General features: G+C 66.0%; 10 protein-coding genes, 1 tRNA gene and 1 other RNA gene. 10 read left to right on the top strand and 2 right to left on the bottom strand.

What is annotated here, in order from left to right; all coding sequences use genetic code 11:
• The first annotated feature begins 23 nt into the window (after nucleotides 1–23).
• The 3 genes from E3O46_RS10445 to E3O46_RS10435 are packed head-to-tail and all read left to right on the top strand — an operon-like array spanning nucleotide 24 to nucleotide 2,370.
• Nucleotides 24–1,391, top strand: a complete 1,368-nt coding sequence (locus E3O46_RS10445; protein ID WP_241987386.1) for a TrkH family potassium uptake protein — start codon at nucleotides 24–26, stop codon at nucleotides 1,389–1,391.
• Nucleotides 1,384–2,082 (top strand): potassium channel family protein, encoded by a 699-nt coding sequence (locus E3O46_RS10440; protein ID WP_134558026.1) that lies wholly within the window; start codon nucleotides 1,384–1,386, stop codon nucleotides 2,080–2,082. The genes E3O46_RS10445 and E3O46_RS10440 overlap by 8 nt, the downstream gene beginning before the upstream one ends.
• Nucleotides 2,083–2,118: 36 nt before the next feature.
• Entirely contained in the window at nucleotides 2,119–2,370 is a 252-nt protein-coding gene (locus E3O46_RS10435) for a putative acetyltransferase (protein WP_134446880.1), read from the top strand.
• A gap of 147 nt (nucleotides 2,371–2,517) precedes the next feature.
• Here E3O46_RS10435 and E3O46_RS10430 read toward each other — a convergent pair.
• Nucleotides 2,518–2,605, bottom strand: a tRNA-Ser gene (locus E3O46_RS10430).
• 120 nt (nucleotides 2,606–2,725) lie between these two features.
• Between E3O46_RS10430 and ffs the strand changes: the two genes are divergently transcribed.
• From ffs to E3O46_RS10410, 4 genes are all read left to right on the top strand, one after another.
• Nucleotides 2,726–2,822, top strand: an RNA gene (gene ffs / locus E3O46_RS10425) — signal recognition particle sRNA small type.
• 190 nt (nucleotides 2,823–3,012) lie between these two features.
• On the top strand, nucleotides 3,013–5,481 hold the full coding sequence (locus tag E3O46_RS10420; protein WP_134558025.1) for a phosphoketolase family protein: 2,469 nt from the start codon (nucleotides 3,013–3,015) through the stop codon (nucleotides 5,479–5,481).
• A gap of 2 nt (nucleotides 5,482–5,483) precedes the next feature.
• Nucleotides 5,484–7,709 carry a phosphate acetyltransferase gene (gene pta, locus E3O46_RS10415; RefSeq protein ID WP_134449848.1) on the top strand — a complete coding sequence of 742 codons (2,226 nt, stop codon included), beginning with the start codon at nucleotides 5,484–5,486 and terminating at the stop codon, nucleotides 7,707–7,709.
• The gene (locus E3O46_RS10410; protein WP_134561653.1) at nucleotides 7,706–8,893 is read left to right on the top strand and encodes an acetate/propionate family kinase; all 1,188 of its coding nucleotides are present in this window, start codon (nucleotides 7,706–7,708) and stop codon (nucleotides 8,891–8,893) included. Before pta ends, E3O46_RS10410 begins: the two co-directional genes overlap by 4 nt.
• A 151-nt stretch (nucleotides 8,894–9,044) precedes the next feature.
• On the opposite strand, the gene E3O46_RS10405 is transcribed toward E3O46_RS10410, so the two are convergent.
• Nucleotides 9,045–10,034, bottom strand: coding sequence for a LacI family DNA-binding transcriptional regulator (locus E3O46_RS10405; protein ID WP_134450071.1), 990 nt, complete (start codon nucleotides 10,032–10,034; stop codon nucleotides 9,045–9,047).
• Between the two features lie 263 nt (nucleotides 10,035–10,297).
• On the opposite strand from E3O46_RS10405, the gene E3O46_RS10400 reads away from it, so the two are divergent.
• From E3O46_RS10400 to E3O46_RS10390, 3 genes are all read left to right on the top strand, one after another.
• Entirely contained in the window at nucleotides 10,298–11,227 is a 930-nt protein-coding gene (locus tag E3O46_RS10400) for a carbohydrate ABC transporter permease (protein ID WP_134449850.1), read from the top strand.
• Between the two features lie 61 nt (nucleotides 11,228–11,288).
• Nucleotides 11,289–12,173, top strand: coding sequence for a carbohydrate ABC transporter permease (locus E3O46_RS10395; protein WP_241975181.1), 885 nt, complete (start codon nucleotides 11,289–11,291; stop codon nucleotides 12,171–12,173).
• 75 nt (nucleotides 12,174–12,248) lie between these two features.
• Nucleotides 12,249–13,613, top strand: a complete 1,365-nt coding sequence (locus E3O46_RS10390) for an ABC transporter substrate-binding protein (protein WP_134449852.1) — start codon at nucleotides 12,249–12,251, stop codon at nucleotides 13,611–13,613.
• Nucleotides 13,614–13,623: the final 10 nt, after the last annotated feature.

The raw sequence follows: 13,623 nt of genomic DNA, 5'->3' as shown, positions 1-13,623 counted from the left end.
ATTGGAATCCGTAGAGTGGGCTCGTGCCAGACTCTCCCAGCGCGCACCGCCGCGCGCAGCCACCGAGATTCCGGGCGCACCCGGCCCAGGCCGGCGTCGCGGCCTTCGCGCTGGCGGTCCTCGTCGGCACAGCGCTGTTGATGCTGCCGATCGCGCGGGTGGGTCCCGGTGGGTCGAGCCTGCTCGAGGCGATCTTCACCGCGACGAGCGCGGTCTGCGTCACCGGGCTCGTCGTCGTCGACACCGCGACGCACTGGACGCCCTTCGGGCAGGTCGTGATCATGCTCCTGATCCAGGTGGGCGGCCTCGGCATCATGACGTTCGTGTCCGTCGTCGGGCTCTCGGTGCTGCGGAAGATGAGCCTCCGCTCCCGGATCACTGCCGCTGCCGAGGTCAAGAGCGTCGGACTCGAGGACGTGCGCGGTCTGGTGCTCGGCGTCGTGGGGACATCCGTGCTGATCGAGCTCTGCGTCGCCGTGGTGCTGAGCCTGCGGTTCCTCTTCGGCTACGGCGAGCCGCTCGGGAGGGCGCTCTGGCTCGGGCTGTTCCACGCGGTGTCCTCGTTCAACAACGCGGGGTTCGCCCTGTTCAGCGACAACATGATCTCCTACGCGACCGACCCGTGGGTCTGCCTCCCGCTCGCCGCGGCGGTCATCCTCGGCGGTCTCGGCTTCCCCGTGCTCGTGCAGCTGCGCCGGTACCCGCGCCTGCCCCGGAAATGGGTGATGAACACCCGGCTCGTGCTCGCGGGCACCGTTGTGCTCCTCGTTGCAGGCGCCGTGTACCTCACAGCAGTCGAGTGGTCGAACCCGTCGACCCTCGGGCCGTTGGGCTGGTCGGACAAGATCCTGGTCGGATTCTTCCAGTCGGTCCAGGCGCGCACGGCGGGCTTCAACAGCATCGACTGGGGCCAGATGGACTCGGCGAGCCTGCTCGGCACCGACGTGCTCATGCTGATCGGCGGCGGCCCCGCCGGAACCGCGGGCGGCATCAAGATCACGACCTTCGCCGTCCTGTTCTTCGTCCTCGTCGCGGAGATTCGCGGCGAAGGGACGGTCACCGTGTTCGGCAAGCAACTCGCCCGCTCGGTGCAACGCCAGGCCATCACGATCGTGCTGATCGCCGTGGCCGTGATCGCCTTCTCCACCGTCATCCTGATGCTCCTGACCGATTTCAGCCTCGACGCGCTGCTCTTCGAGGTGATCTCTGCCTTTGCTACCGTGGGGCTCTCGACCGGCATCACCGCGGCCATTCCTCCCGGCGGGCAGGTCGTGCTGATGCTGCTCATGTTCATCGGCAGGCTCGGCCCGATCGCCTTCGCGTCCGCCCTCGCACTCCGGCAGCGGCCCAGCGCCTTCGAACTCCCCATAGAAAGGCCGATCATTGGCTAAGTTCTCCCTCTTCGGGCGTCGCTCGTCCTCCCGTCTCACCCAGGAGGACGCCGTTGTCGTGATCGGCCTCGGCCGGTTCGGCAGCTCCCTCGCCCTCGAGCTGATGAAAAGCGGCACCGAGGTGCTCGGGATCGACGGCGATGCCGATATCGTCCAGGCGCACAACGGCCTGCTCACCCACGTCGTGCGCGCAGACTCGACGAAAGAGGAGACCCTCCGCCAGCTCGCGGTCGCCGACTTCAGCACAGCGGTCGTCGCGATCGGCGGCGACATCCAGGCGAACATCCTCACGGCGTCGCTGCTGCTCAAGCTCGGGATCGGCAACATATGGGCCAAGGCGGTGAGCGAACCGCACGGCGCGATCCTCGACCAGCTCGGCGTGACCCACGTGATCTATCCGGAGAAGGACATGGGCAAGCGGGTCGCGCACCTCGTGCGCGGGGTGATGCAGGACTATCTCGAGATCGGCGAGAACTTCGCCCTCGTCAAGATGGCGCCCCCTCGCGTGATCGTGGGGGTCTCACTCGGCGAGTCCCGGGTGCGTCCGGTGCACGGCGTGACCGTGACCGCGTTCTTCCACGAGGGGGCCGGCTGGAGCTACACGACCCTCGAGACGGTTCTCGAGGCGGGCGATGTGATCCTCGTCGCGGGGGAGACCGAGCGGGTCGAGGCGTTCAGCAGGCTGCGCTAGGCCGGCGCAGAGGTTGGCGCCGCGTAGGCTCGCCCTATGAGTAGTGCAGCAGTGGCCGCCGCCCGCTTCGTGACAGAGGCCGCGATCGGGACCCGCGTCGTCGTGCGCCGCACCATCGAGGGCGGCGTGACGGATGCCGTCGGCTACCTCCGCGCGTGCGGTCCGGCCGACTGCGTGGTCGAGACGAAACGCGGTCTCGTCACGATCGTGCTTGCCGAGATCGTGGCCGCGAAGGAAGTGCCGCCGCCGCCGGCGCCGCGTGCGCCCCGGCATCCGTTCGCCGACTGACGAGTCTTTACTGGCGGAGAATGGGGGATTCGAACCCCGGCTGTGGGCGCTGTGCGCTCACCCGTTGATGAATCTTTACTGGCGGAGAATGGGGGATTCGAACCCCGGCTGTGGGCGCTGTGCGCTCACCCGTTGATGAATCTTTACTGGCGGAGAATGGGGGATTCGAACCCCCGAGGGCTCTCACCCAACACGCTTTCCAAGCGTGCGCCATAGGCCACTAGGCGAATTCTCCTGGCCGGTCATTTCCCGAAGGTAACAACCTCGAAGAATCTTACCTGTTTCTGAAGGCACTTGAGAACGCGCTGCGCAGGGACCTGCTTTTGGCTCGGTGCGGCTTTGCGCATAAACTGGGAGCGGCTCCTCGCGTGGCGCTATCTCAGCCAACTCCCCCAGGACGGAAACGTAGCAAGGGTAACTGGGCTCTGGTGGGTGCGCGAGGAGTTTTTTCATGCCCCCGCGGCCTCGAAAAGCGGATTCCGCAGGGCACTCTGACGCCCACCCGGGCCGAGGTCTGGGCATGCCGCGCACTAGTCACTACGCGCGCGTCGCATACTGCGCACAATTCCGTGATAACGATTCCATATCTACTCATAGACTGGGCTATGCGCGGATCGCGCCCCGACAGTGCCGGAGGCACCCATGGTCAACACGTCCGATAAAACCTTCTTGTGGCCCACCCAGCAGCCACGTCCGCTGAGCGATGAAGCGCTCGCGAGCGTAGACGCCTGGTGGCGAGCCGCGAATTATCTTTCGGTGGGGCAGATCTACCTGCTCGACAATCCGTTATTGCGGGAACCGTTGACCCGCGACCACATTAAGCCCCGCCTGCTCGGGCACTGGGGAACGACCCCCGGACTCAACTTCATTTATGCCCACCTGAACCGCGCGATCCAGGAACGCAAGATCAGCACCCTTTACGTCACCGGCCCCGGCCACGGTGGGCCCGGCATGGTCGCCAACGCCTACCTCGACGGCACGTACACCGAGATCTACCCCGGTGTCGAGCAGAGCGAACGCGGCGTCAAGGCCCTGTTCCGCCAGTTCTCCTTCCCGGGCGGAATCCCGAGCCACGCTTCACCGGAGACCCCCGGTTCGATCCACGAGGGCGGCGAGCTCGGCTACGCGCTCAGCCACGCTTACGGCGCCGCGTTCGACAACCCCGACCTGCTCGTCGCGGCCGTCGTCGGCGACGGCGAGGCCGAGACCGGACCGCTCGCCACCAGCTGGCACTCCAACAAGTTCGTCGACCCGCTCGTCGACGGCGTCGTGCTGCCGATCCTGCACCTCAACGGGTACAAGATTGCCAACCCGACCATCCTCGCCCGCATCCCCGAGGAGGAACTCCTCGACCTGATGCGCGGTTACGGCCACAAGCCGTACATCGTTTCCGGCGGATTCAACGAGGAAGACCCGCTCCTCGTCCACCAGCGCATGGCCGAGACCCTCGACGAGGTGCTCAACGAGATCGCCGACATCAAGGCCCGCGCCCTCGCCGGCGACACCGAGCGTCCGCGCTGGCCCATGATCATCCTGCGCACCCCCAAGGGCTGGACCTGCCCGACCACGATCGACGGCCTCAAGGTCGTCGACTCCTGGCGTTCGCACCAGGTGCCGCTCAGCAACGCCCGCGACACCGAGGCGCACACCCGCCTCCTCGAGGGCTGGCTCGCCTCCTACCGCCCCGAAGAACTGTTCGACGAGTCCGGTGCGCCGGTCGCGAAGATCACCGGGCTCGCCCCGGACGGTGAGCTGCGGATGAGCGCGAACCCCGTCTCCAACGGCGGCCTGCTCCGCAAGGAGCTGCGCCTTCCCGACTTCCACGACTATGCCGTCGATGTTCCCTCCCCTGGAGCCACGACGGATGAGGCCACGAAGGTCCTCGGAACCTGGCTCGCGGATGTCATCAGGGACAACCCAGACAACTTCCGGATCTTCGGGCCGGATGAGACAGCATCCAACCGTCTCGCCCCCGCCGTGTTCGCTGCGACGGAGAAGACCTGGAACGCCGAATACCACGAGGGCGACACCAACCTCGAACGCGCCGGCCGCATCATGGAGATGCTCAGCGAGCACCAGTGCCAGGGCTGGCTCGAGGGCTACCTGCTCACCGGTCGCCATGGCCTCTTCAACTGCTACGAGGCCTTCATTCACATCGTCGACTCGATGTTCAATCAGCACGCGAAGTGGCTCAAGGTCACCCGCGAGATCCCGTGGCGCCGCTCGATCTCGAGCCTCAACTACCTGCTCTCCTCGCACGTCTGGCGCCAGGACCACAACGGCTTCTCCCACCAGGACCCGGGCTTCATCGACCACGTCGTGAACAAGAGCGCGGATGTCGTGCGCGTCTACCTGCCCTTCGACGCGAACACGCTGCTCTCGATCTACGACCACTGCCTGCGCAGCGTCGACTACGTGAACGTCGTCGTCGCAGGCAAGCAGCCCGCGCCGAACTGGCTCACCATGGACCAGGCCGTCGCACACTGCGACCGCGGCCTCGGCATCTTCGACTGGGCAGGCACCGAAATCGCCGGCACCGAACCGGATGTCGTCCTCGCCGCAGCCGGAGAGGTCCCGACCCTCGAGATCCTCGCCGCCGCCGCGATCCTGCGCGAAGCGATGCCCGACCTCAAGGTCCGCGTCGTCAACGTCGTCGACCTGATGCGCCTGCAGTCCGAGGCGGACCACCCGCACGGACTCAGCGACGCCGAGTTCGACGCCTACTTCACCGCGAACAAGCCGATCGTGTTCGCATACCACGGGTACCCGTGGCTGATCCACCGCCTGACCTACAAGCGCCACGGACACGCGAACCTGCACGCCCGCGGGTACAAGGAAAACGGCACCACGACGACACCGTTCGACATGGTCATGCTCAACGACCTCGACCGGTATCACCTGGTGATGGACGTTATCGACCGCGTCCCCGGACTCGGCGCGCGCGCCGGTGTTCTCCGCCAGGAAATGCAGGATGCCCGCCTCCGCGCCCGCGACTACACGCGTGCATTCGGTGAGGACATTCCCGCGGTCACCGAGTGGGTGTGGGATGCGAACGGCATCGGCGCCACCCCGGTCGATGTGGGACTTTCCACAGGTGGGGATAACGTCTAATCGTGGCTGACAGTATCTACATCACCTCCGCCGAGGGTTATACAGGCAAATCTACGATCGCGCTGGGTGTTCTGGACACCCTGCTTCGTTCGGTCGAACGGGTCGGCGTTTTCCGTCCCGTCGCCCGTTCTTCCAACCATCCCGACTACGTGCTCGAGCTCCTGCTCGAGCACCTCTCCGCAGGCAAGGCCGCAAGTGCGACCGCTGCAACGAGCACCCCGCTCACCTACGACGAATGCGTAGGCGTACATTATGACGAAGTCCACCTCGACCCCGATGCGGCACTCGGCCGTATCGTGCAGCGTTACAAGGCCGTCGAGGCCCAGTGTGACGCGGTCGTCGTCATCGGAAGCGATTACACCGACGTCGGCAGCCCCACCGAGCTCGCCTTCAACCTCCGCATCGCCGCCAACCTGGGCGTCCCTGTGCTGCTGGTTCTCGGTGGACGCGTGGGCTCCGGCCAGGGCGAGACGCTCAACCAGGATGACAGGCTCGGCCAGAGCGACCCGCGCACGCCGGACGACATCCGCCAGTTGACGGATGTCACCATCGCCGAACTGCGCAACGAGCACGTCTCGCTGCTCGGCGTCATCGTCAACCGGGCAGATCCGACGCGCCTGGACGACGTGATCGGCGCCGTCCGCGACGTCGTCGACGCCCCCGGAAGCGAACTCGCGAACGTGCCGGTCTGGGCGCTTCCCGAGGACCCGTACATCGTCGCACCGAGCATGAAGAGCATCCTCAAGGCCGTGAAGGGAACCCTCGTCAAGGGGGACCCCGCGCTCCTGTCCCGTGAGGCCCTCGGAGTCGTCGTCGCGGCGATGTCGATGGTGAACGTGTTGCCCCGCCTGTTCGACGGGGCCGTCGTGCTCATCCCGAGCGACCGTCCCGATGTGCTCCTCGCCGTGCTGATGGCGAACTCCTCTGCGACGTTCCCCTCGATCGCGGGCATCATCCTCGTCGGCGGCTTCGACCTCCCGACGGAGATCGAACAGCTAGTCGAGGGGCTCGCTTCTTCGGTGCCGATCATCCGTACCGAACTCGCGTCCTACGAGGCCGCGGTGCGCATCACGCACACCCCCGGCCGGATGGCCGCGGATTCGCAGCGCAAGCTCGACACCGCGCTCGCCCTCTTCGAAGGCCACGTCGAGGCATCCGTTCTGCTCGATCGCCTCAAGGTGAGCCGCGCCGACGTCGTGACGCCGCTCATGTTCGAGTACACGCTGCTCGAACGTGCCCGGAAGAACCGCAAGCGCATCGTGATGCCCGAGGGGGAGGACGACCGCGTGCTGCGCGCCGCCGCGACCCTGCTGGCCCGCGATGTCGCAGACATCATCATTCTCGGGGAAGAGGTCGAGGTCCGCTCCCGCGCGATCGGGCTCGGCATCGACATCGGGAAGGCCCAGGTGATCAGCCCCTTCAACGAGGAGCTCCGCACCAAGTTCGCCACAGAGTACGCCCGCCTGCGCGCTCACAAGGGCGTCACCATCGACCAGGCCAGGGACGTCGTCACCGACGTGTCCTACTTCGGCACGATGATGGTGCAGATGGGACTGGCCGACGGCATGGTCTCCGGTGCGACGCACACCACGGCGCACACGATCCGCCCGAGCTTCGAGATCATCAAGACCCGCCCGAACACGTCCGTCGTGTCGAGCGTGTTCCTGATGGCCCTCGCGGACAAGGTCCTCGTCTACGGTGACTGCGCCGTGAACCCCGACCCGACCGCAGAGCAGCTCGCCGACATCGCCATCTCCGCTTCGGAGACGGCCGTCGAGTTCGGCATCGAGCCGCGCATCGCGATGCTGTCGTACTCGACAGGCGAGTCGGGCAAGGGGGCGGACGTCGACAAGGTCCGCGCCGCGACCGCGCTCGTCCGCGAGCGTCGCCCCGACCTTCTCATCGAGGGCCCGATCCAGTACGACGCGGCAGCGGATGCTGCTGTCGCCGCTGTGAAGATGCCGGCTTCGGCCGTGGCCGGCCGGGCCACCGTCTTCATCTTCCCGGACCTCAACACCGGCAACAACACCTACAAGGCCGTCCAGCGCAGTGCTGGCGCCCTCGCGCTCGGCCCTGTCCTGCAGGGCTTGCGCAAACCGATCAACGACCTTTCCCGAGGAGCACTTGTGCAGGACATCGTCAACACCGTTGCGATCACCGCAATCCAGGCGGCGTCACTCGACTCCGCTGCCGCCGCTGCTGCCGCGACTGCGACGGTCTCAGCATGAGCGCCGTCCTGGTAATCAACTCCGGTTCCTCGTCGTTCAAGTACCAGCTGATCGACATGCAGACGGAGACCGAGCTCGCGAGCGGTCTCGTCGAGCGCATCGGTGAGGCGAGCGGGCACGCCCGTCACACCGCCGCCGGTTCCGACCGCGTCGAGCAGACGCTGCCGATCCCGGACCACACCGCCGGATTCGCCGTGATGCTCGCCGCGTTCGCCGCCAGCGGCCCGCAGCTCAGCACGGCGAACCTTGTGGCCGTCGGCCACCGGGTCGTGCAGGGTGGCAGTATCTTCCAGGGTCCGACCGTGATCGATGACGAGGTGCTCGCCCAGATCAGCGCGCTCTCCGACCTCGCGCCGCTCCACAACCCGGCACACGTTCAGGGCATCAACGCGGCCAGGGCACAGTTCCCGGACGTGCCCCACGTTGCCGTCTTCGACACGTCGTTCCACCAGACGATGCCGGCACCGGCGTACACCTACGCGATCGACACCGCGCTGGCCGCCGAGTACGGCATCCGTCGTTATGGAGCACACGGCAGCTCGCACAAGTTCGTGTCCGAAGCCGCTGCGGAGTTCCTCGGCCGCCCGCTCGCCGAGCTCAAGACCATCGTGCTGCACCTCGGAAACGGGGCGTCGGCGTGCGCGGTCGACGGTGGAAAGTCCATCGACACCTCGATGGGCCTCACCCCGCTGCAGGGACTCGTCATGGGTACCCGCTCCGGCGACATCGACCCCGCCGTGCTGTTCCACCTGCACCGCAAGGCCGGCATGTCGATCGAAGAGCTCGACACCCTGCTGAACAAGAAGAGCGGCATGCTCGGACTGACCGGCAACGGTGACATGCGCGACGTCGAGGACGCCGCGATAGCCGGGGACGCGGTCGCCCAGGCTGCCCTCGACGTCTACTACCACCGCATCCGCGGTTACGTGGGCAACTACATCGCCCAGCTCGGTGGACTCGACGTGATCGTCTTCACCGCCGGTATCGGCGAGAATTCGGGAATCATCCGGGCCGGCGCCCTCGCCGGACTCGAATTCCTCGGCATCGAGATCGACCCGGCGAAGAACGACCCGTTCTCCCGGGCCGCCCGCGTCATCTCGACCGATGACTCGAAGGTCACCGTGCTCGTCATCCCGACGAACGAGGAGCTGGAGATCGCTCGCCAGACCCTCGCCGTCATCTAGCAGCACCGAAGTCGACGGCCGCTCCCTTCGGGGGCGGCCGTCGCGTGCGTTAACGCACCCCGCTACTGCTCGCGAGAGTGCACTTTTGGCCCTTAAAACGGCGGTTTAAGGGCCAAAAGTGCGCTCTCGCGAACGGGGCGTGGCGGATACCTCAGGCGGTTCTGGGGGCTGTGCTTCCGCGCACCACGAGGTGCGTGGGCACGATCGTGGTGCCAGGAACGGACGCACCGGGGGAATCGATCTGCCGCAGGAGCTTCTCGATGCAGAGCCGGCCGACCTGGGCGAAGTCCTGGTGCACCGTCGTCAGTGGGGGCCAGAATTCACCGGACTCGCGCATGTCGTCGAAGCCGACGACGCTCACGTCGGCGGGCAGGGCCCGGCCGGCCTCATGCATCGCGCGCATCACACCGAGGGCCATCTGGTCGTTGGACGCGAAGATGGCCGTGACGAGCGGGTCGGCGGCGAGGGTCACCCCGTGCACGTAGCCGCTCTGCGCACTCCAGTCCCCTTCGAGCACGGGGGGCACCGGGGCACCGGCCGCCTTCAGGGTGTTGCGCCACGACGCCGTGCGGCGACCGGCCGAGAAGGAGGACTCCGGGCCGGCGATGTGCCAGACCGTGCGGTGACCGAGGTCGAGCAGGTGCTGGGTGGCCAGGCGGGCGCCCTCGGTCTGGTCGGTGTCGACGACCGTGTACCGGGAACCGGCGTCGGAGTCGACGATGACGACGGGAAGCCCGGTCGGCACGGTCACGTCGATCCGGTCGAGCATGTGGGCTTCCATGATGATCACGATGCCGTCGACGGCCTGCTCGGCCAGCCGGGTCACGGCGCCGGTGACCGCACCCTGGGTGGGTCTCGTCACCGGGATGAGGGTGATCGAGTACCCGGCCTCCGCGGCCGCCATCGCCACCGCGTCGAGCGTGCGCATGTTGCCGAAGCTCGACAGGGTGAACATGATCACGCCGATGGTGCTGAACCGGCCCGACTTGAGGGCGCGGGCGGCGCTGTTCGGGCGGTAGCCGATCTCATCCATGGCCGCGAGCACGCGGTCCCGGGTGTCGGAGTCGACATTGCTGCGGGCGTTCACCACTCGGGAAACGGTCTGGGACGAGACGCCGGCCAGGGCCGCGACATCCGCCATCGACGGCAGGCGCTGCACACCGCGGGTCAGGGGACTCTGGGGAGTCGGGTGAGTCGGGTGACTCGGGGGAGTCGAGGGCGCGGAGGTGCCGGCGCCTTCAGCGGGGCTGATCTTTGCCACGTTCCCTCCCGGGTCCCGGAAAATGCTTCCGTATGTTTACGTAAACATGCTAGCGTGCTTACACGTCATGTTTACGCAAACATGACCAGGAACCTCGAACTCCATCATCCGCCGCACCACACTATCGAGTCAGAGAAACAGGAATGACGACGCTGTCAACGCTCACCCCCAGTGGCCAGGCGCTTTCCGGCCCACGGAAGCCGCACGTGCAGAAGCGCGACTGGACCGGCTGGAAGTTCATCGCCCCGTTCATGGTCGTCTTCACCCTCGTCCTGATCGCTCCGGTACTGTATTCGATCTACCTGAGCTTCTTCAAGGAACAGCTCGTCGGGGGCAACTCCTTCGTCGGCTTCGCGAACTACGGCCAGGCGCTCACGGATCCCCAGTTCTGGGAGTCGATGGGGCGGGTGACCCTGTTCTTCGTCGTGCAGGTTCCGATCATGCTCGGCATCGCACTCTTCGCCGCCCTCGCGATCGACAGTGCGCGCCTGCACCTGTCCAGCTTCTTCCGCATCGCGATCTTCCTGCCGTACGCCGTTCCCGCGGTGGTCGCCACCCTGATGTGGGGCTTCATGTACGGCACGAAGTTCGGCCTGGTCGGCAACCTCAACGACTTCTTCCACCTCGCCATTCCTGACCCGCTCGGGAGCAGCTGGGTGCTCGCGAGCATCGGCAACATCGTCACCTGGGAATTCATCGGCTACAACATGATCCTGTTCTATGCGGCGCTCCGGGTGATCCCGACCGACCTCTATGAGGCGGCCTCCCTCGACGGCGCCGGCGCCTTCCGCATCATCCGCAGCATCAAGATGCCGGCGCTGCGTCCCGCCATCGTGATCGGCGGCATCTTCTCGGTCATCGGCAGCTTCCAGCTCTTCAACGAGCCGAGCATCCTGCAGTCCCTGGCGCCCAACACCATCTCGACCTATTTCTCCCCGAACATGTACGCGTACAACCTGTCGTTCGCGGGCCAGCAGTACAACTATTCGGCCACCATCGCGATCATCGTCGGCCTCTTCACTGCCGTCATCGCCTACATCGTGCAGAACTCCGGTTCGCGGAAGGAGGTCTGAGATGTCCACCACTGACCAGGCCAGAGTGAACGTGCCCGCAAGCCAGGCCAGGGCCCCACGGATGTCCCGCTACACCCGGACGAACAAGTCCAACCAGGGCCTGCACACAAAGAAGTCGATCCTGCTCACGATCATCATGGGCGCGCTGGTCCTCTATAGCCTGCTTCCCCTGTTCTGGCTCTTCGTGAACTCGACGAAGACCCAGGCCGAGCTGCTCAACTCCTTCGGCCTCTGGTTCAGCGGTCCGAACGCCCTCTGGGACAACATCGTCGCGACCGTGACCTACAACGACGGAGTCTTCGTCCGTTGGTTCGGGAACACCCTGATGTACGTCGTCGTCGGGGCGGGAGGGGCCACCTTCCTCGCGGCACTCGGCGGTTATGGACTGGCCAAATTCAACTTCCCGGGCAAGAAGGCCGTCTTCGCCGTCGTGCTCGGTGCCGTGGCGATCCCCGGCACGGCCCTCGCGGTCCCGACCTTCCTCATGTTCAGCCAGATGGGCCTCACGAACACGCCCTGGGCGGTCATCCTGCCCTCGTTGATCAGCCCGTTCGGCCTGTACCTGATCTGGACCTACGCCCTCGATGCCGTGCCGACCGAGGTGCTCGAGGCCGCACGCATGGACGGGGCAGGCGAATTCCGCACCTTCTTCACCATCTCCCTCAAGCTCCTCGCCCCCGGCCTCGTGACCGTGCTCTTGTTCACCCTCGTGGCCACCTGGAACAACTACTTCCTGCCCCTGATCATGCTGAGCGAACCGACCTGGTACCCGCTCACCGTCGGACTCAAGCAGTGGAGCAATCAGGCCCAGACCGTCGGCGGCGACGTGATCTACAACCTCGTGATCACCGGTTCGATGCTCACAATCATCCCGATCGTCGTCGCGTTCCTGTTCCTGCAGCGCTACTGGCAGTCCGGTCTCGCCGCCGGCAGCGTCAAGGCGTGACCCCCCGACCCATTCGACCGCACCACCTGTCCCGCATCGCAGTCCATCCATTTACAAGGAAGTGAAAGGCATTTCATGAAAGCACCACACAGCACCAGGAAGGCACTGCGTCGCACCGCGGTCGTCGTCGCCACCGGACTCGCGCTCAGCATGTCCCTCGCCGCGTGTTCCGGATCCGGAACCGGATCGACAGCATCGTCGACCGCCAGCGCCGCGGACATCACCGCGGCCCTGAACGAGAAGTCGACCATCACCGTCTGGGCGTGGGCCCCGGCCGTGGAGAAGATCGCCGCGGCGTTCGAGAAGGAACACCCGAATGTGACCGTCAAGGTCGTCAACGCGGGAACCGGCAACGATCAGTACATCAAGCTCCAGAACGCGATCAAGGCAGGGTCCGGCGCGCCGGACATCGCCCAGATCGAGTATTACGCGCTTCCGCAGTTTGCGTTGTCCAAGTCGCTCGCCGACCTCAGCGCATACGGCTTCGACTCGTACGCGTCCGAATACACCGACAGCACCTGGGGATCGGTCAAGCTCGGCGACGGCATCTACGCCCTCCCGCAGGACTCCGGCCCCATGGCCATGTTCTACAACAAGGCCGTCTTCGACAAGTACGGCCTCACCGTTCCCACCACCTGGGACGAGTACGTCGCAACGGCCAAGAAGCTGCACGAGGCCAACCCGAACGCCTACATCACCAACGACACCGGCGACGCCGGCTTCACCACGAGCATGATCTGGCAGGCCGGCGGCCAGCCGTACACCACGACGGACTCCACCAAGGTCAGCATCAACCTCCAGGACGCGGGCTCGAAGAAGTTCGCAGACACCTGGAACACGCTGCTCAGCAACGACCTCCTCGCCGCAACGCCCAGCTGGAGCGACGAATGGTACAAGGGCCTCGGCGACGGTACCATCGCCACCCTCAACATCGGTGCCTGGATGCCCGGCAACCTCGAGTCCGGTGTGAAGGAAGCCGCCGGTGACTGGCGGGTCGCGCCGCTGCCGACGTACACGGCAGGCGACAAGGCAAGCGCCGAGAACGGCGGCGGTGGAGATGCCATCCTCGAGCAGAGCAAGAACAAGCTCGTCGCAGCCGGTTTCCTCCAGTACATGAACGAGGGCGCGGGTACCCAGATCTCGATCGACGCCGGCGGATTCCCGTCGACCGTCGCCGACCTGAACTCCGACGCGTTCCTGAACGCCACGAGCGACTACTTCGGCGGCCAGAAGATCAACCAGGTCCTCGTGCAGTCCGCGAAGGACGTCGTTCCCGGCTGGAGCTACCTCCCGTTCCAGGTCTACTCGAACAGCATCTTCAAGGACACGGTCGGCCAGGCGTATGCCGCCAAGTCCGACCTCAATGCCGGGTTGACCGCGTGGCAGAAGGCCACCGCGGACTACGGCAACCAGCAGGGCTTCACCGTCACCAGCAAGTAGCATCCTGCGC

The organism is Cryobacterium glucosi (assembly GCF_004402235.1).
GTDB lineage: Bacteria > Actinomycetota > Actinomycetes > Actinomycetales > Microbacteriaceae > Cryobacterium > Cryobacterium glucosi.
The sequence above is the reverse complement of the archived record's forward strand: the minus strand, read 5'-3'. Positions and strand labels throughout refer to the sequence as shown.